At 40.1% G+C, this 21,251-nt stretch carries 21 protein-coding genes; 7 read left to right on the top strand and 14 right to left on the bottom strand.

Translation table 11 applies throughout. The features are described from left to right. Both PL_RS14345 and PL_RS14340 read right to left on the bottom strand, forming a co-directional pair. On the bottom strand, positions 1-780 hold the full coding sequence (locus tag PL_RS14345; protein ID WP_041878611.1) for a zinc-dependent peptidase: 780 nt from the start codon (positions 778-780) through the stop codon (positions 1-3). 2 nt (positions 781-782) lie between these two features. Beyond that, positions 783-1,796 (bottom strand): Gfo/Idh/MocA family oxidoreductase, encoded by a 1,014-nt coding sequence (locus PL_RS14340; RefSeq protein ID WP_041878609.1) that lies wholly within the window; start codon positions 1,794-1,796, stop codon positions 783-785. A gap of 95 nt (positions 1,797-1,891) precedes the next feature. Here PL_RS14340 and PL_RS14335 point away from each other — a divergent pair, with 95 nt between their 5' ends. Next, positions 1,892-2,236 (top strand): hypothetical protein, encoded by a 345-nt coding sequence (locus tag PL_RS14335; protein WP_041878607.1) that lies wholly within the window; start codon positions 1,892-1,894, stop codon positions 2,234-2,236. 87 nt (positions 2,237-2,323) lie between these two features. Here the strand turns inward: PL_RS14335 and PL_RS14330 are convergent, their stop codons facing one another. The 4 genes from PL_RS14330 to PL_RS14315 all read right to left on the bottom strand — a co-directional run bounded on the left by PL_RS14330 (position 2,324) and on the right by PL_RS14315 (position 6,742). After that, positions 2,324-3,004: an OmpA family protein gene (locus PL_RS14330; protein WP_200890691.1), complete on the bottom strand. Its 681-nt coding sequence runs from the start codon at positions 3,002-3,004 to the stop codon at positions 2,324-2,326. 188 nt (positions 3,005-3,192) lie between these two features. Beyond that, positions 3,193-4,473 carry a replication-associated recombination protein A gene (locus PL_RS14325; protein WP_041878603.1) on the bottom strand — a complete coding sequence of 427 codons (1,281 nt, stop codon included), beginning with the start codon at positions 4,471-4,473 and terminating at the stop codon, positions 3,193-3,195. A gap of 104 nt (positions 4,474-4,577) precedes the next feature. Continuing rightward, complete coding sequence (locus PL_RS14320) at positions 4,578-5,870, bottom strand: DEAD/DEAH box helicase (RefSeq protein WP_052496069.1); 1,293 nt, start codon at positions 5,868-5,870, stop codon at positions 4,578-4,580. Between the two features lie 59 nt (positions 5,871-5,929). After that, positions 5,930-6,742 (bottom strand): DUF4197 domain-containing protein, encoded by an 813-nt coding sequence (locus PL_RS14315; RefSeq protein WP_041878601.1) that lies wholly within the window; start codon positions 6,740-6,742, stop codon positions 5,930-5,932. A gap of 133 nt (positions 6,743-6,875) precedes the next feature. On the opposite strand from PL_RS14315, the gene PL_RS14310 reads away from it, so the two are divergent. Both PL_RS14310 and PL_RS14305 read left to right on the top strand, forming a co-directional pair. Further along, positions 6,876-7,454: an RNA polymerase sigma factor gene (locus PL_RS14310; protein ID WP_041878599.1), complete on the top strand. Its 579-nt coding sequence runs from the start codon at positions 6,876-6,878 to the stop codon at positions 7,452-7,454. After that, positions 7,447-8,394, top strand: a complete 948-nt coding sequence (locus PL_RS14305; RefSeq protein ID WP_041878597.1) for an energy transducer TonB — start codon at positions 7,447-7,449, stop codon at positions 8,392-8,394. The genes PL_RS14310 and PL_RS14305 overlap by 8 nt, the downstream gene beginning before the upstream one ends. 62 nt (positions 8,395-8,456) lie before the next feature. Here the strand turns inward: PL_RS14305 and PL_RS14300 are convergent, their stop codons facing one another. The 6 genes from PL_RS14300 to PL_RS14275 all read right to left on the bottom strand — a co-directional run bounded on the left by PL_RS14300 (position 8,457) and on the right by PL_RS14275 (position 13,851). Then, positions 8,457-9,485 carry an inorganic phosphate transporter gene (locus tag PL_RS14300; RefSeq protein ID WP_041878595.1) on the bottom strand — a complete coding sequence of 343 codons (1,029 nt, stop codon included), beginning with the start codon at positions 9,483-9,485 and terminating at the stop codon, positions 8,457-8,459. 12 nt (positions 9,486-9,497) lie between these two features. Continuing rightward, positions 9,498-10,139 carry a DUF47 domain-containing protein gene (locus PL_RS14295; protein ID WP_041878593.1) on the bottom strand — a complete coding sequence of 214 codons (642 nt, stop codon included), beginning with the start codon at positions 10,137-10,139 and terminating at the stop codon, positions 9,498-9,500. An 87-nt stretch (positions 10,140-10,226) separates the two neighbouring features. Further along, positions 10,227-11,252 (bottom strand): sensor histidine kinase, encoded by a 1,026-nt coding sequence (locus PL_RS14290; RefSeq protein WP_041878591.1) that lies wholly within the window; start codon positions 11,250-11,252, stop codon positions 10,227-10,229. A 51-nt stretch (positions 11,253-11,303) separates the two neighbouring features. Then, positions 11,304-11,957 (bottom strand): HD domain-containing protein, encoded by a 654-nt coding sequence (locus PL_RS14285; RefSeq protein ID WP_200890692.1) that lies wholly within the window; start codon positions 11,955-11,957, stop codon positions 11,304-11,306. 30 nt (positions 11,958-11,987) lie between these two features. Next, positions 11,988-12,269 carry a helix-turn-helix domain-containing protein gene (locus PL_RS14280; RefSeq protein ID WP_348619749.1) on the bottom strand — a complete coding sequence of 94 codons (282 nt, stop codon included), beginning with the start codon at positions 12,267-12,269 and terminating at the stop codon, positions 11,988-11,990. 376 nt (positions 12,270-12,645) lie between these two features. Then, positions 12,646-13,851 carry a THUMP domain-containing class I SAM-dependent RNA methyltransferase gene (locus tag PL_RS14275; RefSeq protein WP_041887174.1) on the bottom strand — a complete coding sequence of 402 codons (1,206 nt, stop codon included), beginning with the start codon at positions 13,849-13,851 and terminating at the stop codon, positions 12,646-12,648. 71 nt (positions 13,852-13,922) lie between these two features. Between PL_RS14275 and PL_RS14270 the strand changes: the two genes are divergently transcribed. Further along, entirely contained in the window at positions 13,923-14,291 is a 369-nt protein-coding gene (locus PL_RS14270) for a DUF3127 domain-containing protein (protein WP_041887175.1), read from the top strand. Between the two features lie 60 nt (positions 14,292-14,351). Here PL_RS14270 and PL_RS14265 read toward each other — a convergent pair whose 3' ends face one another. Beyond that, complete coding sequence (locus tag PL_RS14265) at positions 14,352-15,386, bottom strand: hypothetical protein (protein WP_348619747.1); 1,035 nt, start codon at positions 15,384-15,386, stop codon at positions 14,352-14,354. A gap of 205 nt (positions 15,387-15,591) precedes the next feature. On the opposite strand from PL_RS14265, the gene PL_RS14260 reads away from it, so the two are divergent. The 3 genes from PL_RS14260 to PL_RS14250 are packed head-to-tail and all read left to right on the top strand — an operon-like array spanning position 15,592 to position 20,426. Further along, positions 15,592-17,424 carry a sensor histidine kinase gene (locus PL_RS14260; protein ID WP_348619746.1) on the top strand — a complete coding sequence of 611 codons (1,833 nt, stop codon included), beginning with the start codon at positions 15,592-15,594 and terminating at the stop codon, positions 17,422-17,424. 6 nt (positions 17,425-17,430) lie between these two features. Next, positions 17,431-18,123, top strand: coding sequence for a response regulator transcription factor (locus PL_RS14255; protein WP_041884592.1), 693 nt, complete (start codon positions 17,431-17,433; stop codon positions 18,121-18,123). Positions 18,124-18,170: 47 nt separating this feature from the next. Continuing rightward, positions 18,171-20,426, top strand: coding sequence for a helix-turn-helix domain-containing protein (locus tag PL_RS14250; RefSeq protein WP_041884591.1), 2,256 nt, complete (start codon positions 18,171-18,173; stop codon positions 20,424-20,426). Here PL_RS14250 and dapF read toward each other — a convergent pair. Continuing rightward, positions 20,423-21,235: a diaminopimelate epimerase gene (dapF, locus tag PL_RS14245; RefSeq protein ID WP_041884589.1), complete on the bottom strand. Its 813-nt coding sequence runs from the start codon at positions 21,233-21,235 to the stop codon at positions 20,423-20,425. The genes PL_RS14250 and dapF overlap by 4 nt on opposite strands. Positions 21,236-21,251 lie beyond the last annotated feature (16 nt).

Below are 21,251 nucleotides of genomic sequence, written 5' to 3'. Positions count from 1 at the left end.
TTATCTGGTTACCGGATCCTGTGAAAACGTAGTGGATAATATTTGATAAAGCTCGGGATGTTTGTCTTTGAACTGAGCAGGTTTCTCAAAGAAATATTCTGAAACTACAGCAAAGAATTCAGCCTCATTGGTAACAGCATAAGGATTGATATCAGACTTTCCGGCCTCAATCTGATTGATTTCCTGATGAATCATTTTTACCCAGGGAATAATATACTGATGCGGCATCAGATTTTCAGGAATACCATCAGTTGCCCCGTCAGATTTATCCAGCAGATGCACAAATTCATGAATGGCTGTATTTTCTTTGTCTGCACTGATAGAAAATCCTTCCAGCAGGGCAGAACGTGATAAAATCATCTGGCCGTTCATATACCCGGTACCTACCATTCCAAGAATGTTGCGGTCACCGCCCTCAAATTGAAAATCTTTGTTGAAAGTGTCAGGATACAGGATCACTGCATGCAGATTTTTATATTTCCACTGTCCAAATCCAAAGACCGGAATAACGGCGCTGGATGCAATTAATAAACGATCAGTCCTGTCAGGTGTCAGATCAATACCTTCAATGCGTACATCACTTAAAAAGTCTTCGAGCATTTGCTCAAATTTTGTTCTGTTTGCAGCATCGAGGTTTTTATAATAAGCCACATGACTAAGCAGTAGCTGCCTTTCAGCTTCACCGATGATGTTTTCAGGGAGCTGTTTAGATTTTTTGTTTCTGAATATAAAATACAGAGCGATCAGAAATGCGGCGAGTAAGATCAGGTAGGTTGTCATGATCAGGCTTCCAGGATTGCTATCTGCTTTAATATTTGCTGCTGTAGTACCGGGAAGGGTTGCTGGTTTACCAGAGACTGATATACCGCTTCAAAAAGAGCCATATAACTGGCTGGTTCAGAAGCTATCAGCTGGCTTGTTCTATCCCCGTTTGCATTGATCAGGGTCAGTTTCCCTTCTTTACCTTTTGCCTCAATACCAAAGCCCGGTTCATTCGGTTTAATCCCTTTCAGTAACTGTTCTTCCTGTACATCCGCTCTCTCTTTAATAAGCGAGCCGTTTCTGCCATGCAATACAAAAGCAGGCTGTATGTCAGTCACCATCATGTTGGAATGTACAAATACATTTAAGCTGTCAGGATAGCTCAGATGGATAGAGAAGAAGTCATCAACTTTTGTGTTTTCTCTGTTTCTGCCTAATATTTTATGAAATGAATCAGGCTGTCCGAACAGGCTGATTGCCTGGTCCACCAGATGCGGGCCTAAATCGTACTGTAAACCACTGGCGGCTATCGGCTCTTCCTTAAAGCTTTTTACACCAATACCAGCTTTATATCTGTCAAAGCGCAGATGAACTTCTGACAGTTTACCCAGCTTATCACTATTAATTATATTTTTTACTGCGACGAAGTCACTATCCCATCTGCGGTTTTGATAGACAAATACCTTTTTATCCAGACTTTCTGCCAGTTTAAATATTTCCGCTGCTTCTGCCAGATTTGCGGTAAACGGTTTTTCTACCAAAATATGTTTGCCCGCATTCAGTGCCAGCTTTGCATATTCGTAATGTGTATTGTTTGGAGTATTGATAACAATCAACTCCAAACTTTTATCATTTAGTAACTCTTCAATACTGTCATAACTGATAATCCCCGGGAAATCCTTTTCCGCATTTTTTTGATTACGTTCAGTTACAGCATGAAGTTTAAATCCTTGATGTGAAGTTAGAAAAGGTCCGTGAAAGATCTTGCCGGACATACCATAAGCCATCAGGCCCGTTGTGATTACTTTAGTCATCAATAATATATTTTAACGGCTAAATTAGCGAATCCAAAAATTGATGTATTAATATAATTGTCATAAACCGTTTTTATATTTTTTATCTTTGGACTATGAAACCCGCAGAAATTAATGCCAAATGGAAGGTTCTTCAGCAAAAGATTGCTGAAGAATTTGACTCAGATATACCTGATTTAAAGGTAATGTTATTTTTGATAGGTGTTCAGGAACTCGGCAAGGGACCAGGTAAGTATAGCAAACGTCAAAAAGAAGAGCTGATGCATATCGCAACCTGCCGTTTATTGAGTGAAATGGGATTTTATGAGCTTGAAGGACTGGATCAGGACGGATGGCCGCATTGGAAGCTGGTAAAACAGGTTCCGTCATTTGCAATGATGGAGCAGGAATTACTCTTAAAATCACTGGCAATTCATTATTTTGAAGATATCTATCAATAAAACAGGATAAAAAATCTATGTCATCAAAAAAGCCGAAGTATAATTACTTCGGCTTTTTGTTATTAAAATAGGTAGATCTTAATATTTTTAGTTGTTAGCTTGCTGAGCTTGTTTTTTCAATTGATCATTTGCTACGATAACAATTTCAACTCTGCGGTTAGCAGCTCTTCCTGCGTCAGTTGCATTATCAGCAATTGGCTCAGAGAAACCTTTACCTACAGTAGTTAAACGTGATGATGGTACGCCCTGAGAAACTGCATAAGCTTTAACAGCTGCTGCTCTTCTTTCAGAAAGACTCATGTTATAAGTTTCAGTACCTCTGCTGTCAGTATGACCGATAACCTTGATTTCAGTATCAGGATATTTTTCAAGAGATCCGGATAATGATTTTACATTTTCTTTAGCTTGTGCTTTTAAGTTTGCACTGTCAAAATCAAATAAGATTCCGCTATCAAATTTCACGATGATACCTTCACCTTCACGTACTACCTCTGCATTTGGAATAGCATTCTGAATTTCAGCAGCCTGTTTATCCATACGTTTTCCGATGAATCCACCAGCAGTACCACCAATAGCACCACCTATAATTGCTCCAATAGCAGTATTACCAGCTTTTTTTCCGATAATAGCACCTAATACACCACCTGCTGCAGCACCGATACCAGCACCCTTTTGTGTTTTAGTTAAACTGTCGCAGCCCTGAAAAGCCATTGCGCTTAACGATAATGCAATACTGAATGTAGCTATTTTGAATTTCGAAGTAATCATGATAATAATTTATTTGTTTATATTGGCTTTTACTCAAAGGTAATGCCAAGTGTAAGTTTTCTGTGATTTATCAGAATAAGACAGGATTTTTGTCTAAATTTCATCGAATAGCTGACACAAAAGTGTCCCGAAACAGCTATGTTGACTACAATTCTGTACAACTGTCTTAAAAGCTGGGGATAAATTGTCTAGTAACCGTATTTATCTTTCCAGTTCTGTTTCAATTTTTCTCTGAGTTTATCTTCCGCAGGATTATGTCCCGGATCATATAGTTTGGTGCCGCTGATCAGGTCAGGTAAATATTCCTGGGCAGTAAAATTCCCTTCATAACCATGAGCATACTTGTAGTCTTTTCCATAACCGATATTTTTCATCAGTTTGGTTGGCGCATTTCTGATAGGTAAGGGAACAGGTAAATTACCGGTCTCTCTGACCAGTTGCTGTGCCTTATTGATCGCTTCGTAAGCAGCGTTGCTTTTCACCGAAGAGGCAAGATAGGTCACTGCCTGTGAAAGAATGATTCTGGCTTCGGGATAACCGATGACATTCACCGCCTGAAAGCAGTTATTGGCCAGTAACAGCGCATTGGGATTGGCATTGCCGATATCTTCCGAAGCGAGAATGAGTAACCGTCTGGCAATAAATAACGGATCTTCGCCGCCTTCAATCATTCTGGCAAGCCAGTAAACAGCGGCATTGGGATCACTTCCTCTTATGGATTTGATAAAAGCAGAAATGATATCATAATGCTGTTCTCCGGCCTTGTCATATAAAGCGAGATTCTGCTGGGCGTGTTTCAGTACATTTTCGTTGGTCAGAACCAGCTGATCACCACCAATGCCATTAATTGCAATTTCCAGTACATTGAGTAGCTTTCGGGCATCACCTCCGGATAAACGGATCAGTGCTTCATGCTCTTTAATGGTGATTTTTTTCTCTTTCAGGATGACATCTTCACGGATTGCAGTTTGCAGCAGACCGGAAAGCTCCTGCTCATCCAGTGATTTCAGGATGTAAACCTGGCAGCGGGATAATAAAGCGGAAATCACTTCAAAAGAAGGATTTTCTGTCGTAGCACCAATGAGTGTAACCAGGCCGCGTTCTACTGCGCCCAGTAAACTATCCTGCTGTGATTTACTGAATCTGTGGATCTCATCAATGAATAAGATCGGTAAGCCCAGAAAACTATCCTTTAACAGTGCTGCTTTATCGATAACATCGCGTATGTCCCTGACTCCTGAATTAATGGCACTCAGATTAAAAAACGGACGATCTAACGTTTGCGAGATAATATAGGCTAAAGTTGTTTTTCCGACCCCCGGAGGGCCCCAGAAGATCATGGAAGGGAGCTGGCCGCTTTGTATCGCTTTGCGCAGTACCGCATCCGGACCTACCAAATGTTGTTGTCCAACATATTCATCCAGATTTTGCGGACGCATCCGTTCGGCTAATGGAGGTAGGTTTTGCATAAATGTAAAGATAAAAAAACAGGAGCAATAAAAATTGCTCCTGTTCCTGAACTGCTTAATTTTACAAATAAAACAATAAAATTTTACTTTAAGCGGTTGTTATATTATTCAGATTTAGGTACGGAACCTTCTGTTTTTGGTGCAGTATTCTCAGCCTGGGGCAACGAACCATTGGTTTTAGGTTTCTTTTTCCAGAACTTACGCTGAGGTGCTTTCTTTTTTTTGTGCTCTGTTTTAGGTTCTGTGGTAACAGCTGTTTCTACAGGTGCCGCACCCAGATGTTCAGGTAAAGGCATTCTGTCTATGGGTTTGCCAATCAGCTTCTCAATGTTGGCAAACTTACGTTTGTCCTTATCATTAACTAAAGTGATCGCTGTACCTGTGGTTGCAGCTCTCGCTGTCCGGCCTATCCTGTGAATATAATCTTCCGGATCATGTGGTACATCAAAATTGATTACCAGCGTGATTCCTTCCACATCAATTCCTCTGGATAATACATCAGTACCAATCAGCACAGGAACACGTTTATTTTTAAATTCTGATAAAATAGCTTCTCTTTCTTTTTGTCCCAGATCGGAGTGAAAAGCTTCTGCTTTAAATCCAAGTCCACGGAAGACTTTACCCAGATTTTTAACCTTGTCTTTCGTAGAAGCAAAAATTAAAATACTTGGATAATCAACGTTTTTCATGAGTTCAGTAAGCAATTTTACTTTCTGTGTATCATGTACGATATAAGCCTGCTGATTGATCCCGGCTGCAGGTTTTGAAATTGCAATACTGATCTGTTCAGGATCTTTTAACAGGTTACCTGCAAGCTTTCTTATTTTAGGTGGCATGGTTGCCGAAAATAATACCGTTTGTCTTTTTTCCGGAAGGAAACTTACGATGCGCATAATATCATCATAAAAACCCATGTCGAGCATCCTGTCCGCTTCATCCAGAACCAGGTGCTGTAGCTGATCAAGTTTGAGTAATCCTGAAGAAAGGTGAGAAATCAGTCTGCCCGGCGTGGCAATGATAATGTCCACACCTTCACGCATACTGCGTTTCTGTTGTTCATAGGCAATACCATCTCCTCCTCCGTAAACTGTCAGGGAGCTGATATTGGTGAAATAGGAAAGTGCTTCAACCTGCAGATCAATTTGCTGTGCAAGCTCCCGGGTAGGGGCAAGAATAAGCGTATTATTATGCCGCTCCTCGGTCTGGCTGATCATATTCATGACCGGCAGCAAATAAGCTCCTGTTTTTCCTGTCCCGGTCTGGGCGCAGGCAATCAGGTCTTTTTTTGCCAGGATAAGCGGAATTGCTTCCTGTTGTATAGGGGTTGCATTTCTGAAACCCATTGCTAATAAACCCTCTAATAGATCAGGGTTAAAATTAAAATCTTTAAAATCCAATATACTTGTAAGTTATTCGTAATTGTACTGCATAAAAGTAGCCTTTATTTTCGGCTTTTTTATTTTTTCTGATCGGCGTATCCGAATACTTTCTGAAGAACTGATGTCGTACGTCCGCCCAGGTTATTTCTGATCGCTGCCTCTTCCTGTGCAACCTGGATAAACATGCCTTCTACGGCTTTCTGAGTTACATAACCCGTAAGATCAGTAGTTACCGGTTTAACCAATGGTAATTTATTGTACTGATTGGTTGCGTCTCCCCAATATTTAGCTGCGCCGACTTTACTTAAACTGGAAGTAACGACAGGTTTGAATTTCTCCATCAGTTGAGAAGTCGTTGCCTTTTTAAAATATTCAGTTGCTGAATTTTCACTCCCCAGTAAAATATTTGTAGCATCAGTAATGGTCATTTGTTTAATTGCCGAGACGAATATCGGTTTAGCTTCTTTTGCTGCATCTTCTGCTGCCCTGTTTAAACTGGTCACGACATTATCAGCCAGAGAACCCAGACCTACACTTCTCAGTGCTTTTTCTACCTTTTGTGCTTCGGGAGGGAATAATATTTTAACTGCCATATTACCCAGGAAACCGTCTTTCATAGATAACTGATCTGCCCCTTTGGAAATACCTGCTTCCAGTGCCTGTTTAATTCCGGTACCAATTTCCAGGGTACTTGGTTTAACTGCTGTAGAAGTTGTTGCGGTAGCCGTGGGCTGATTTGTTTGCTGGTTTGCCGGCTGGGTAGTAGTTGTCTTAGTCTCGGTTGCAGATTTTACTTTTTTTAAAATGCTTCCAAGTGATTGGCTTTGTGCGTTATAGGTGTTCAGTGCGATGGCTGCGAAAGCCAGGGATAATAATTTGATTTTATTCATTTGTTTGGTATAAAGTCAATAGTAAGCAAATTTCTGGCCATTAAATGAAGATTATCAGAATCATATGAATTTAAAGAGGCTCAGAGTCAGAAAATATTTTTATACTTGAAAAGAATTTTCCTCCATATATAATTTGAAATTTATAAAAAATACAGCAGGAGTCAGAGATACCGATGATGCAGGCCTTCTTTTACAGTACAAAAGTACAGGAAGTCTGGATGCATTAGGGGTGCTTTATAACCGGTATATGCATCTTGTTTACGGGGTTTGTCTTAATTATTTCAAAGACGAGGAAGCGAGCAAGGATGCCGTTATGCAGATTTTTGAAGAACTGGTAGTCAAACTGAAGATTCATGAGGTTCAGAATTTCAAAAGCTGGCTGCATGTATTGACCAGAAATCATTGTTTAATGGCACTGAGGAAGTTAGCTAAAAACAATACGGTCTCAATTGATGATACTTTTGTGGAAAATACCGACTTTGTGCATCTGGATATAGATGATACCAAAGAAAAGCAACTGACCGTTATGGAAAGGTGTATGGAGACCCTGACCGAAGAGCAGCGCACGAGTGTGGATTTATTCTATCTCCAGGAAAAATGTTATAAAGAAGTAGCAGAACTGACCGGGTATGAAATGGTCAAGGTAAAGAGCTATATTCAGAACGGAAAACGCAATTTGAAAATTTGCATAGAGAAAAACAGCAGTGAATAACAATTGGTTAGATATAGAATTACTGGAAGATTACCTGGATGGTAAGCTTGACAGCAAAGCTATGCACAAGATTGAAAAGCAGGCGCTGGAAGATCCTTTTGTTGCACAGGCACTTGCAGGTTTAAGTGAATCGCCGGGAAGGGCTGTGCAAAACGTATCTCTGCTTCAGCAGCAGCTATATGAACGTATAGCCCGGCAGCAGGAAACTAAAAGAGAAACTGTCTTTACCTGGCAGCGTCTGAGCGTGGCAGCAGCAGCGGCGGTAATGTTTATTTCTGTCAGTATCATGTTCTTCATGAAGGACAGGGAGAAAAGAAATGAGTTAGCGAGAACCAGGCCGGAAAAGGTTGAAGTAAACATTGCTCCTTTACCAGGTCAGGCAGTTATAGATTCGGCTAAAAATGATATTTATGCCAGTAATGTACCTGCAAAAAGAACTAAAGAAGCAGTAACCGGGCAGCCGGATCTTAAAAAAGAGATACAGGGTGAAGTCGTGGCAATGGACAGAGTGGTTCAGCCATATGCCATACAGAGTGCTCCGGTGAGGATTGGTGATAGTACAGTGGTTCCTGTTCAGGCGATGCGCAGAATGAGTAAAAGTATTCCGGCCGCAGATCAGCCCGTGATAGAGAAAAATGAGGGTAAACCACTGGCAGAAGTAGCAGTAGCTACGGCTGTACCGGCACTATCTGCTCCGGTGGGCGGATGGGTAAATCTCGATACTTACCTGAATGATCACAATAAATTGCGTGGTACCGGAGATAAGCTGGTCGAATTAAGCTTCCTGGTTGACAGCGAAGGTAAGCCTGCTGATCTGAAGGTCATGAAAGGTATCAGTAAAGAATTTGATGAAGAAGCTGTAAGGCTGATTAAGGAAGGACCTAAATGGGAACAACCTAAAAATAAAGAAAGCCGTGTGAGTTACACGGTTGTGTTTTAAAGAAAAGAAAAAGCCTCTGAACATCATGTTCAGAGGCTTTTTTTATTTTATCTTAATGCTATTTATACAGCTCCCAGACCTGGAAAACAAACGTCAACTACCTTAAAGATAATGGCAGCCAGTAATGCTGAAACCGGGATAGTTAATACCCATGCCCAAAGCAAACTTACCGTTACGCCCCATCTTACTGCTGAAACTCTTTTTAACAATCCTACCCCAACAATTGAACCTGTAATGGTATGTGTAGTAGATACAGGTATACCAAAATGTTCTGTGATACCCAGGGTTACCGCACCTGCAGTTTCTGCAGCAACACCTTCAAAGGCATTTACTTTGGTGATTTTTGAACCCATTGTTTTAACAATTTTCCATCCGCCACTCATTGTACCTAAAGAGATGGCAGCATAACAGGTAAATGGAATCCATTCCGGCATGGTATCTCCTGTTTTTAATACTTTGGCAGCAACCATGGCTACATAAATAATACCCATTACTTTCTGTGCATCATTTCCTCCGTGAGTGAAACTCAATGCTGCAGAAGAGATTAACTGTAGTTTTTTGAACCATTTCTCCGCAACCGAAGGTCTTGCATTTTTAGAAAGATGCAATAAAATAATCGAAATGATTACTGATATGAACATCCCGATAACAGGGGCAAGTACAATAAAAGCAATGATTTTAAGGATCGGGGCAAGGTTAATTGCAGACAGCACACCAAAACCCAGTGATCCTGCCTTAGCCATACCAGCTCCTGCAAAACCTCCAACCAGGGTATGTGATGAACTCGATGGAATACCATACCACCAGGTAAACAGGTTCCATGTAATCGCAGCTAACAGTCCGGCCAGAATTACCTCGAGGGTGATAAAATTCTCCACAACCGTTTTAGCAATCGTATTGGCAACTTTGTGATCCGTAAAATAGAAGTAAGCAGCAAAATTAAAAAGTGCTGCCCAGAGTACTGCCTGAAAAGGGGTAAGTACTTTTGTTGATACAACGGTTGCTATAGAATTAGCTGCATCGTGAAAACCATTGATATAATCGAAACCGATGGCCAGTACAATTACGACGATCAATAAGGGTGTAAGCATTTTCGTTGAATTTTAAGCGTTTTTAACCAATATAGATTCCAACACATTTGCTGCATCTTCACATTTATCTGTAGCCATTTCAAGTGTTTGAAGGACTTCTTTTTGCTTGATCAGTTCAATTGCATTGGTTTCAAATTCAAATAACCTCGCAATTGCAATATTACAAACGTAATCTGCCTGATTCTCGCCACTGTTAATACGTACACAGGCGTCAGCAATTACACGGATATTTTTAAAGCTTCTCAATTCTCTGATTGCCTTATCTAAATCTGTACACATTTCTACCAGTAATTCTGCCAGTTTAATCATGGCATCGCCGATATTCGTAATGTTATACAGTTCTATATTACTTGCCGAAGCATGGATATAATCTGCAATATCATCAACTGCACTAGCCAGTGCATGAATATCTTCCCTGTCAAAAGGAGTGATAAAGTTTTTACTTAATTCTAAGAAGATAGAGTGAGTGATTTCATCACCAACGTGCTCAAGACGTTCAATCTCTTTTATATATTCTTTTCTTTTTTCCAGATCTTTTGTACTTAATGCAAGAAAAAGTGCTTCTGAGATCTTTAATACATTGCTTCCGGCTTGTTCAAACAGCGGTTGGAATTTTTTGTCTTTTGGTGTAAAGAACTTGAAAATATTATTCATGTTAACTATAAGATATGGTTACAAAAGTAGGATCGCAATGTTAAGTTAGTGTTAAGTGTTAACATTAAAGGAATATTTCTTTAAATCTTAACCAATTTTTTGCAACGTAAAAGCAAAAGTTGTCCCGATCTGAAGAGTGCTTCTCACAGATATAATCTGCTGGTGAGCTTCCAGAATATGTTTGACGATAGCCAGTCCCAAACCTGTTCCGCCAACTTCTCTTGACCGGTGAGAGTCAATTCTGTAGAAGCGTTCAAAAAGTCTGGGCAGGTGTTTTTCATCAATTCCAATTCCATCGTCTGTGACCTCAATAAGGTACTGATCATGTAATTCAAATATTTTTATAGCAGTAGATCCGTTTTCTTTTCCATATTTAATGGAGTTGGAAATCAGGTTAATCATAACCTGTCTGATTTTTTCGCGATCGGCGTTTACAAAAGCGGGGTGCATATATTTCTCTTTGAAAGAGAGCTGAACTTTTCTTTTGCTGGCTTTATCCTCCAGTGCTTCCATAACTTCCTTAGCCAGCAGTACAAAATCAAACTTCCGGTAATCGATAGGTACCTCTCCTGATTCAAGTTTTGAAATCGCATCCAGGTCATTGATCAGATAACTCAGGCGTTCAACATTTTTCTCTGCCTTTTGCAGAAATTTAACAGCCATTTCAGGATCGTCCAGCAGACAGTCCTGTAAAGTTTCTATATAACCCTGAATTGCAAAAAGCGGGGTCTTAAATTCATGAGAGACATTTGATAAAAATTCTCTTCTGAACTGTTCCTGTTTTTTAAGCAGGTCAATTTCCTGTTTCTTTGCACCGGCCCATTCTTTCACTTCGTGCTCCACATCATTGATCGGATCTGTACTCACATATTCGCCCAGTGCATCTTTCAGGTCTTTACCCAGCTTAAGATTATGGATCAGTTTATAGATCAGTTTAATTTTTGAATAGATGTATTTTTCCAGCAGGTAGTAAAACATAATAAAACTTGTCACGAACGAAACCCCGAAAGAGACAAGCATAAAATACCAGCTTTGCTGGAAATGGAAATTTACCAGCCCGATAGACAGGCCAACTGCCAGAGCAGTAATCAGAACAAGGACACTTAACTTCATGGCAGGCAATTTACAAGATAATTATCAGATAAGTTTTAACAGGTTTTAAATTTAACTTACACCTTCCCATTCTGCATAAAACTGATCCAGATAGAGCAGCATAAACTGATGTCTCTGCGCTGCAATTTGTTTTCCGGTGCCGGTTTTCATCAGATCCTTCAGGCGAAGGAGTTTTTCATAAAAATGATTGATGGTAGGGGAGACCGAGTTTTTATAGGCTTCTTTACTCATATTCAGGTCGGGCTGAATTTCCGGGTCATAGAGTACCCTGTTTTTAAATCCGCCATAAGTGAAGGCCCTGGCAATTCCAATGGCACCTATAGCATCGAGTCTGTCTGCATCCTGTACAATATCCAGCTCTCTGGAAAAAAAGTTTATCTGACCCAGGCTGGCTTTATAACTCAGGTTTCTGATGATTTGCTGTACCTGCAGAATGATGTCATCAGGGATACCTGCTGACTGCATGAAGCGGCCTGCGATTTCCGGCCCGATTTCTTCGTCTCCGTTATTGAATTTGCTGTCAGCAATATCATGCAGTAATGCAGCAAGAGTTACAATAAGTAAATCGCCGTTTTCTTTTGCATTGATACTCAGGGCTGTTTTATAAACCCTTTCTATATGAAACCAGTCATGACCGGCCTCAGCTCCTTCGAGCGTTTTTTTTACAAAACTGATTGTTTTTTCTTTGATAATATCCAGATCCATTTGCATGAAACAAAGATATTATATTCCGGGTTATTCGGTTAACTGATTAAGATTAACACCATGGCTGTAATCCGCCATAATCAGCTGCGTGACTTTAACGTCAAGTATAGCGGCTATCTGAAATAATCTTTCTACAGTAAGTTTACTGTAGCCCAGCTCAATTTTGCTGTAGGCATTTTGCGAAATTTCAAGTTTGGCAGCAAGATAATCCTGAGTGTAATTCCTAAACTCTCTGATTTTTCTGATGTTGCTTGCCACAATTTCTGGTTTTATATCCGGGGCGTCTTTCATAATATATGATACTGAATACATACTAACGAGAATTCAGAGCCGGCGGATTTGGAATTGGAAAATATATTCCTGTTGAGGGTAAAGAGTGGGAATAAGACAAATTACTATTGCATCTATATTCTAGTATAGAACCGGATATATACTGGTTAGTGTTGAAGCGGGATTGAAACGGGGTTGAAGCGGGGTTGATACGGGTCGAAGCGTTTCAACCCCGCTTCAACCCCGTTTCAATGGCGTATTAACTCTAACGACTAACTAGCGACAAAATAATGTCATACCAGTTTTTCTGCTATTGGAACCAAAAGAAAAAGACCTGCAGGCCTGAACATTATTTCCTTTTAAAGGAATGTTCAGGCCTGCAGGTCTTATATAGGATTACTTGTTTGTTTAAAGAGAACTAGTTTTCCGGATTATGTTCTTTAGGCTTAGGTCTTTCTTCTTCAGCCCGGCGTGTACCGTCATACAATTCGTATTCCAGCATACGGCAATCCAGTTTACCATTATAGAATTCAACTTTGCGGGATGCTTTTAATCCGATTTTTTTAGCCAGATCAGGATTACCGGTGAAAATATAGCCACTGTAACCTTTACAGTCCTTTTTCAGGAAATCACCAATCCGCTTATAGGTCAGTTCCAGCTGAGAGTGAACACCCAGACGCTCCCCATATTCAGGGTTGAATACGACCACACCTTTTCCGCCTTCAGGAACCTGTGTGTCTGCAAAATCACAAACTTCAAAGGTAATCAGGGTATCTACACCGGCAGTTTTTGCATTTTTACGGCTCACATCAACTGCGTCTTCCGATAAATCTGTCGCTACAATCTGCAAATCAACATTTTTGATGACCTGGTCTTTAAGAATTCTGCGTTCAGCAAAAAACACTTCCTCATCATAGCCAATGATATGCATAAAACCATAATTCATCCGGAATAAACCAGGTCTTCTGTTGGTCGCCAGTAATGCGGCTTCAATAGCCAGGGTTCCTGAACCACACATCGGGTTAATAAATGGTGATTTCTGGTCCCAGTTTGTACTCATCACTACGCCTGCCGCAAGAGCTTCAAGCATCGGTGCTTTTCCAGGAATTTTACGATAACCGTGTTTGGCTAAAGTTTCTCCCGAGGTATCCAGAAAAATAGCTGCTTCGTCGTCTTTCCAGTAAAGGTGGACTACAGTTTTGTTCGCATCTGAACCCGAATTCGGACGCATTCCTTTTTTGTCTTTTATTCTGTCAACGATAGCATCCTTAACTTTCAGGTTAGTGAAAAGCGGAGTGGTTATCGTTGGATTATCTACGTTGGAAGTAACCGAGAAATAACCGGAAAAATCAATCAGATCTTCCCATGGCATATCTACCAGTTCGCGGTATAATTCTTCGGGATTATTGGCTTTAAAGCTATTTAAACAGTATAAGATCTGACTGGCACATCTCAGGTTTAAATTCAGTTTAATACACTCTGTTAAGGTGATATTCAACTCTACTCCGGTAGGGAAATCTCTTACGATTTCATAGCCAAGCGCTTTTACCTCTTCTACCAGATAAGGCGAAAGTCTTTTGTTACAGGTTAAAATAACCTTACTTTTGTTGTGGAAAACTTGCATAATTATTGTGCTAAGTTATCAATAATAATATAGAGATTTGAACTAGAAAGTAGAATAAAAGAGTAATTGTTATGGAATTAAAAGGAAAAGTGCACGAAATTGGTGCATTACAGCAGGTGAGTGAGACTTTTAAAAAGCGTGATCTCATTATTGAATATGCAGAAAACCCAACTTATCCTGAATACATCAGGTTCGAGGCTTTACAAGATAAAACTGCTTTATTTGATAGCTTAAAAACTGGTGATGATGTTGAAGTTTCATTCAATTTGCGTGGTCGCCCGTGGACAGATAAAATGGGAAAAGTTTCTTATTTCAATAGTTTGGTAGTTTGGCGTATCAATGCACTGACTAATAGCGGTGCTGCGGCTTCTACTCCACAATATGCTCCCCCTGCAGATTTAAACAATGCACCGGGTGAGGAAGATGATCTGCCATTCTAAGGATCTTTTTTACAGGAAACAAATATTATGAAAATGCCGGGAAATATTTCCCGGCATTTTTTAGTAACGGGATTTTAAAATCTGATATTGAGTTTGTCCTTTATGGGTTGGGCTTTCCGTGATTTTTTCTTTCCAGGCAGGATCTAAACGATCCAGTATATAGCCTAATGCAGCGCCCGTAGAGTAGAAGACTGATCTTTCCAGAAAAGAATAATTTTGCCCGCTTTTTAACAGGCTGTCCAATGCCTGTGAAAAAGTGGGTCCTTGTTTCTTCTTATGGTCAATCAGTTTTGCATATTTTAATTCTATATATTTTGCAGTACCCTCGATCGCTTCAAGATTTGTCTCTCCGATAAGCTGAGGCCATTTTGCGTAACGGCTATTTCGTACTTGTACCCATTCTTTCATTATCTTGTTTAAAGCGACAGTATCAGTTGTATTTAATGCGGTATCAATCAGCACATATTCTTTTTTTAGCAGGTTGTAATTTTCGTTATTATGCGGGTATGGATTGGTCGATGCTTTAGCATCAGCATCATATTTCCAGTCTTTTTGTGCATACAGGTGAAATGCTTCATGCATGGAGAAAAAAGAGAAGTCCGGAAATGTAACCCCATTTTTAAATAATTCCGGATAATACTTAAAAGCCAATACTTCCTGATTGCCTAAGGTGCTATAGTCAAAAGCAAACGGGAACCAATATTGCAATGACGTTGTACCTAAAGAAGTGGTTGCATATACATCCTGCAGGTAGGGGTTGCCGGGGAAGTGTATCTTTGTATATTTACTGGTATCTATCAGTTTACCTGCGTTTACAAGATAGATATAGTTCCATATAAACTTGTTTTTAACAGAACGGATCAGAATCAGTGGTTTTTTGTCGTAACGATAGTTAGCTGTCCAGATCTGTTCTGATTTCTCTGCGAAGGTTTTATACTGTAAGGTCAGCTCATCAAACAATTGTTTATCTGTTTGATTTAGATTCTTGTAATTGTTTTCAGGAGTTCTTTTTACAGCAAAAGTAAATACGAAGAGGACAAATATTCCTGCAAGCAACGTGAAAAACAGGTATCGGAATGTTTTAAGTATCATCATAAGAATAATTAGGATACTGGTTTTAATGAACTTTGTTTATTTATACTAAACTTTATTGCTTTTTTCAAAAACCGTTCCAATTTATGCAGTATGTCTTTTGTCCGGCTCACAGATGGCTGATTGTATATTTTTGTAATCCACTCGTGTTAAATATTGTTAAAATAGACGTTATTAAACTGGTCTTCCTTATTTTTGAATTCGATAAATGAAGAAAAGAAGTCTCTGGCTGATTACTGCCCTCATGACCATAGCGCTGCTTGGTGTGTTTGTAATGCAATTGTATTACATCAGGGAGGCTTATAGACTTAAATCACAGCTTTTCGAGCAGGAAGTGAATCAGGCTTTAAGTGCCGTAGCCGATAAGGTACAGCGTTTGAATGCAGTGAATCATCTGAATAAAAAAGATGTGGAATGGCGGATTAAAATAGAGAATCAGCGTCGCGACAGAACCCGCCGTCTGATAGATCTGGATCAGAAATACAAAGAAGAAGAGCGCAGAAGAAAATATGATCAGCGCAAGCAGATGATTGATGAACTCAATTATCAGGATGAGATGATCAGAAAAATGTATCTGAGTCCGACAATAATTTCAGAGTCTGATTTTTATAACCTGGCCAACCAGGCTACAACGCCTTTGAATGTAGATGTTAATGTAGGTTTTGATGCCAATCTGAATATGATTGGCAGTAACGTGCAAAAAACATTTAAGCTCGGATCTGTTAAAACTTTCGATATAGAGCCTAAAAAACTGCCCGATAGTATTCGTTACCTTGTTTACAGCCGTTATGACAGCAGACCGCTGAGGGTATCTTTACCAACACTCAACGGAGACATGCGGATTAAATTCAAAGTTGAGGATGAGATTGCCAACAGAAGACGGGACCATGCTTTAAGAGAATTGCAGGCTGATACAGTGCGTCTGCTTGATGAAGGTAGTTTTAATGTACTGGAAGCGGCTGCCAAAGAGATGAGTCAGCTGGATATTCCATTGACTGAGCGGATTTCCAAAGCAACCCTTGATACTTTGCTGCGCGCAGAACTGGTCAATAAAAATATAGACCTGGATTATGACTTCTGGCTGAAAAGTTTAGCCAGTGATTCGATTGTATTTCGTAAAATATCATCGGTTTCAGGAGAGATTTTGCCTGCCAATACTTATAAAACGACACTTTTCAGTAATGATGTGCTCCGCGATCCGGGGATGCTGTATATCAATTTCCCAAATAAAAGCGCTGCAATATTCAGCAATCTGAGCGTAACGATGGCCTCTTCTGCTGGTTTGCTGATCGTGCTGATATCTATTTTCTCTTATACACTTTACGCTATATTGAGACAGAAAAAGATTGCAGAAATGAAGACTGATTTCATCAATAACATGACTCATGAATTCAAGACCCCGGTTTCTACGATTATGATTGCCAGTGAAGCTCTGAAGGATCCGGATATTCAGGGAGATAAGACAAGAATTGGCAGGCTTGCCGGAATTATATATGATGAAAACGTTCGTCTGGGAAATCATATTGAGCGTGTACTGAGTATTGCGAGACTGGATAAAAAGGAATTGAAGCTGGAGGCCGAGGATGTCGAGATGAATGAACTCATCGCTGCTGTGGCCGATAGTATGAGTCTTCAGCTGCAGAAAAGAGAAGCTGTTTTAACTTTGGAGCTGAATGCTTCTGCTGCGGTAGTATCCGGAGATGAGCTGCATTTGTCAAATGTGATTTATAATCTGATTGATAATGCGAATAAGTACAGTGTCGGGCCACCACAGATTGTATTAAGTACAAGGAATTCGGGTAAAAACCTTTATATTGATATAGAAGATAAGGGTATCGGAATGACGAAAGAACAATGTAAGCGTGCTTTTGATCAGTTTTACAGGGTGCCGACAGGGAATCTGCATGATGTGAAAGGATTTGGACTTGGCCTGAATTACGTCATGGACATCGTTACACAGATGGATGGAACGATAAAGGTGAAAAGTGAGAAGGACAGAGGAACAGTATTTGAAATAATTATACCCCTAAAACAACAATAAGAACTTATGAAAATTCTATTGGTCGAAGATGATCCTAACCTGGGAATGCTGCTGCAAGACTATTTACAGCTAAAGGGTAAACTTGATGTAGTGTTATGTGCAGATGGCGAAGAAGGTCTCAGGACTTTTAATAAGCAGACTTTTGATTTGTGTATTCTGGATGTGATGATGCCCAAAAAAGATGGTTTTGCATTAGGTAAAGAGATCAGAAAGATCAATGAGAATATTCCTATTATTTTTGCCACTGCAAAAGCGATGATGGAAGATAAAGCTTCGGCCTATGACTTAGGGGGAGATGATTATATTACAAAACCATTCCGTATAGAAGAACTGCTGCTCAGAATCAATGCGCTGCTTAAGCGTGTATCAGCCAGGGAAACGAAGACTGCTGAGCCTGTTCAGTCGCAGTTCCAGATAGGAAGTTATACTTTTGATTATACGACACAACTGATTCAGCATAACGGACAGCAGCAAAAACTTTCAACCAAGGAGGCTGAGCTTCTACAATTGCTTTGCCTGAAGCAGAATGCGGTTCTTACCCGCGAGGAGGCTTTGCTGAGTATCTGGCATGATGATAATTACTTTAATGGCAGAAGTATGGATGTGTTTCTCAGTAAACTGCGCAAATACCTGAAAGAAGACCCTAAAGTGGAGATTCTGAATGTACATGGTAAGGGCTATAAACTTTTGATTAATTAGTTTCTGGAAAGCTTTAGTACCTTTGCTTCTCAAAATTGGTACAAGATATGTCTGAATACAACCCTGCTGAGATAGCAGCTAAATTTATCAATTATACTTCCAGGCACATCTTCCTTACAGGGAAGGCCGGAACCGGGAAGACTACTTTTTTGAGAAATTTAATTGAACTGACGCATAAAAAAGCAGTTATTGTGGCGCCTACGGGGATTGCTGCGATTAATGCGGCAGGGGTAACCATTCATTCGCTGTTTCAGCTTCCATTTGGCACTTACCTGCCTAAACAGCCAGCAGTTGAACCGGTGAATCAGCAATATAATACGCCGAGATCTATCGTTCGTCACCTGCAGATGAACACAACCAAAAGAAGAATATTTCAGGATCTGGAATTACTGATCATTGATGAGGTCAGTATGCTACGTGCAGATTTACTGGATGCGATAGATATGGTACTGCGCTATATCAGGAAAAATAATGCCAGTTTTGGAGGGGTACAGGTCCTGTTTATCGGTGATCTTCACCAGTTACCTCCGGTAGTTAAGTCTAATGAATGGCAGTTACTGGGTGAGTTTTATCAAAGTGTTTATTTCTTTGATGCCCATGCACTGTATCATAATCCTCCGGTATATATCGAACTGGAAAAAATATACAGACAGGCAGATTCAGTATTCATTAACCTGCTGAATAATCTGAGAAATAATGAAATTACAGCAGAAGACATTACGCTGCTGGAGAAATATTACAAAGCTGATTTCGAACCGGCAAAAGACGATAAATATATCACGCTGACTACTCATAATCAGCGTGCAGATACTTTAAACAAGAAAAGCCTGGAAGAGCTTTCGGGTAAATCTTATTTTTTCAGAGCGACCATAGAAGATGAGTTTTCTGAAAGTTCTTATCCTGCCGAGTACTCACTGGAGCTAAAGCTGGGTGCGCAGATCATGTTTATTAAGAACGATCAGAGTGGTGAGCGCCGCTATTTTAACGGAAAAATTGCTACAGTAACCGGTTTGCGGGAGGATGGCATAGAAGTAGAAACAGAGGGCGAAAGGGAAAGGATCGTTCTTGAAAAATTTACCTGGAAAAATATAAAATACAGCAATCATAAAATTACCAATGAAATTGAAGAAGAGGTTATTGGTAAATTTATTCAGTACCCGATTAAACTTGCCTGGGCAATTACTGTACATAAAAGCCAGGGCTTAACTTTTGACAAAGCCATCATTGATATTGGTAATGCTTTTGCGCCTGGACAAATCTATGTAGCCCTGTCGCGTTTGCGTTCGCTTGACGGATTGGTGCTTACTTCTTTAATTTCCAGAACAGGAATCAGACAGGATCAGAATGTTGCCTTATTCTCAAAGAATAAACAGCAGGAGGAGGAATTGAACGCCCAGATTAAACTCGAGAGCGAAGCTTTCCTGAAAAGCTACCTGTTGACTTGTTTTGACCTGACGCCGCTCGATAATTATGTTTATGAGCATGTTCACTCTTACAGTAAGGATATCAATAAATCTGCGAAACAGAAACATGTCAAATGGGCTCAGCAGTTGTTAAAAGATCTGAGTGAGATTAAGGCTAATGCCAATAAATTCCTGGCGCAGCTTCACCGTTTATGCAACGATCAGTCTGAAGAGGGGCTGGCCAGTCTGCTGGTGAGAACTACTGCAGCAGAGAATTATTTCAATCCGCTGATACTGGATCTTTCGAAGCGTATTTTTGACCGGATGGAACTGGTTAAACAGGATAAACAGGTGACTGCTTATCTGACAGAACTGCTGGACATGGAATCACTGTTTTATGAGCAATTTAAAAAGATAAGAAAAGCTTCTGGTTTATTGCAGGCGACAATCAATGGTACAGATTTTACTAAAACGGATGTAGGCTCTCTGTTGAATCAGAAAGAGCGTGAAGCCCAGATGAAGACGGTTTTTGCGATGCCTAATCAACTGGATTTTACAGCGAAAAAAGAAAGAACTAAAAAAGCTGCTGTAGTTAAACCGCCTAAAGAAGATACCAAAATGGTTTCTCTGGAGCTGTTTTTAAAAGGGAAAAATATAGCTGAAATTGCTGAAGAGCGAAAAATGGTTGTGGGTACGATAGAAGGGCACCTTGCGCATTATGTCGCTCTGCAGGAGATTTCTGCCAAAGATATTTTAGGTCGCAAAAAACTGGACAATATTCTGCAGGCAATTAAAGAATTGCAGACCATGAGTTTAACACCCATCAGGGATCACCTGGGTAAAAGCTTCACTTTCGGGGAAATTAAGATTGGCATTGCTGCCCATCTGGCGGAGAATTAGAATTTAACGTTGCCTTCAAACACCAGTTCGGCAGGACCACAAAGAAATACTTTGGTGAAATCATTGCCGTCATAGTTAAAACCAACGCGAAGATTTCCGCCCAGAACCTCTATTTCAGTAACCTGGTTGCCGGTTTTTTCATTCTTCTTAGCCATAGCAAGTGCAACTGCGGTTACTCCGGTTCCGCAGGCAAAAGTTTCATCCTCTACACCACGTTCAAAGGTGCGTACAAAAAGATGATCGCCTTTGTCTTCCACGAAATTTACATTGATACCTTCTTTTTTGTAGGTCGTATTGTTGCGGATTTTTTTTCCTTTTTTAAAAACATCCATTTCCTTAAGCTCTGTGACCTGTTCCACGTAATGCGGAGAACCGGTATTTAAAACATAAGCCTCTCCGTCTCTGCTGATCTGATGTACGTCAATCATCTGCAGATCAACCCAGTCGCCTTTTGCTGTAATTTTGGCATAATGAGGGCCATCCACTGCCAAAAAGTTAGTTTGGGTGTCTATAATGCCGAGGTGTTTGGCAAAGGCGACGATACATCTCCCACCATTTCCGCACATGCTGCCCAGCTTTCCGTCTGCATTGAAATAGAGCATTTCAAAATCGTATTCAGAGTGGTTTTGCAGCAGCATTAAACCGTCTGCTCCAACGCCAAAACGCCTGTCACACAGTTGGTAAACAAGATTATTATCCTTATATTCAAATGTTTGACGACGGTTGTCGATTAAAACAAAGTCATTGCCAGCTCCCTGGTATTTATAGAAATGAGGTTTTAACGGATCGTTGTTTTTTGTATTTAACATTTTTTAACAAATAAGG

This window comes from Pedobacter lusitanus, from assembly GCF_040026395.1.
GTDB classification, from domain to species: Bacteria; Bacteroidota; Bacteroidia; order Sphingobacteriales; family Sphingobacteriaceae; genus Pedobacter; species Pedobacter lusitanus.
This window is presented reverse-complemented; position numbering and strand designations above follow the sequence as displayed.

Bases quoted from the DNA above. Each gene is read 5' to 3' on its own strand.
- dapF (WP_041884589.1), bottom strand. From the start codon at position 21,235: ATGTTAAATACAAAAAACAACGATCCGTTAAAACCTCATTTCTATAAA.
- PL_RS14270 (WP_041887175.1), top strand. From the start codon at position 13,923: ATGGAATTAAAAGGAAAAGTGCACGAAATTGGTGCATTACAGCAGGTG.
- PL_RS14290 (WP_041878591.1), bottom strand. From the start codon at position 11,252: ATGAAGTTAAGTGTCCTTGTTCTGATTACTGCTCTGGCAGTTGGCCTG.
- PL_RS14260 (WP_348619746.1), top strand. From the start codon at position 15,592: ATGAAGAAAAGAAGTCTCTGGCTGATTACTGCCCTCATGACCATAGCG.
- PL_RS14315 (WP_041878601.1), bottom strand. From the start codon at position 6,742: ATGAATAAAATCAAATTATTATCCCTGGCTTTCGCAGCCATCGCACTG.
- PL_RS14275 (WP_041887174.1), bottom strand. From the start codon at position 13,851: ATGCAAGTTTTCCACAACAAAAGTAAGGTTATTTTAACCTGTAACAAA.
- PL_RS14295 (WP_041878593.1), bottom strand. From the start codon at position 10,139: ATGAATAATATTTTCAAGTTCTTTACACCAAAAGACAAAAAATTCCAA.
- PL_RS14345 (WP_041878611.1), bottom strand. From the start codon at position 780: ATGACAACCTACCTGATCTTACTCGCCGCATTTCTGATCGCTCTGTAT.
- PL_RS14330 (WP_200890691.1), bottom strand. From the start codon at position 3,004: ATGATTACTTCGAAATTCAAAATAGCTACATTCAGTATTGCATTATCG.
- PL_RS14250 (WP_041884591.1), top strand. From the start codon at position 18,171: ATGTCTGAATACAACCCTGCTGAGATAGCAGCTAAATTTATCAATTAT.
- PL_RS14280 (WP_348619749.1), bottom strand. From the start codon at position 12,269: ATGTATTCAGTATCATATATTATGAAAGACGCCCCGGATATAAAACCA.
- PL_RS14325 (WP_041878603.1), bottom strand. From the start codon at position 4,473: ATGCAAAACCTACCTCCATTAGCCGAACGGATGCGTCCGCAAAATCTG.
- PL_RS14255 (WP_041884592.1), top strand. From the start codon at position 17,431: ATGAAAATTCTATTGGTCGAAGATGATCCTAACCTGGGAATGCTGCTG.
- PL_RS14340 (WP_041878609.1), bottom strand. From the start codon at position 1,796: ATGACTAAAGTAATCACAACGGGCCTGATGGCTTATGGTATGTCCGGC.
- PL_RS14285 (WP_200890692.1), bottom strand. From the start codon at position 11,957: ATGGATCTGGATATTATCAAAGAAAAAACAATCAGTTTTGTAAAAAAA.
- PL_RS14300 (WP_041878595.1), bottom strand. From the start codon at position 9,485: ATGCTTACACCCTTATTGATCGTCGTAATTGTACTGGCCATCGGTTTC.
- PL_RS14335 (WP_041878607.1), top strand. From the start codon at position 1,892: ATGAAACCCGCAGAAATTAATGCCAAATGGAAGGTTCTTCAGCAAAAG.
- PL_RS14265 (WP_348619747.1), bottom strand. From the start codon at position 15,386: ATGATGATACTTAAAACATTCCGATACCTGTTTTTCACGTTGCTTGCA.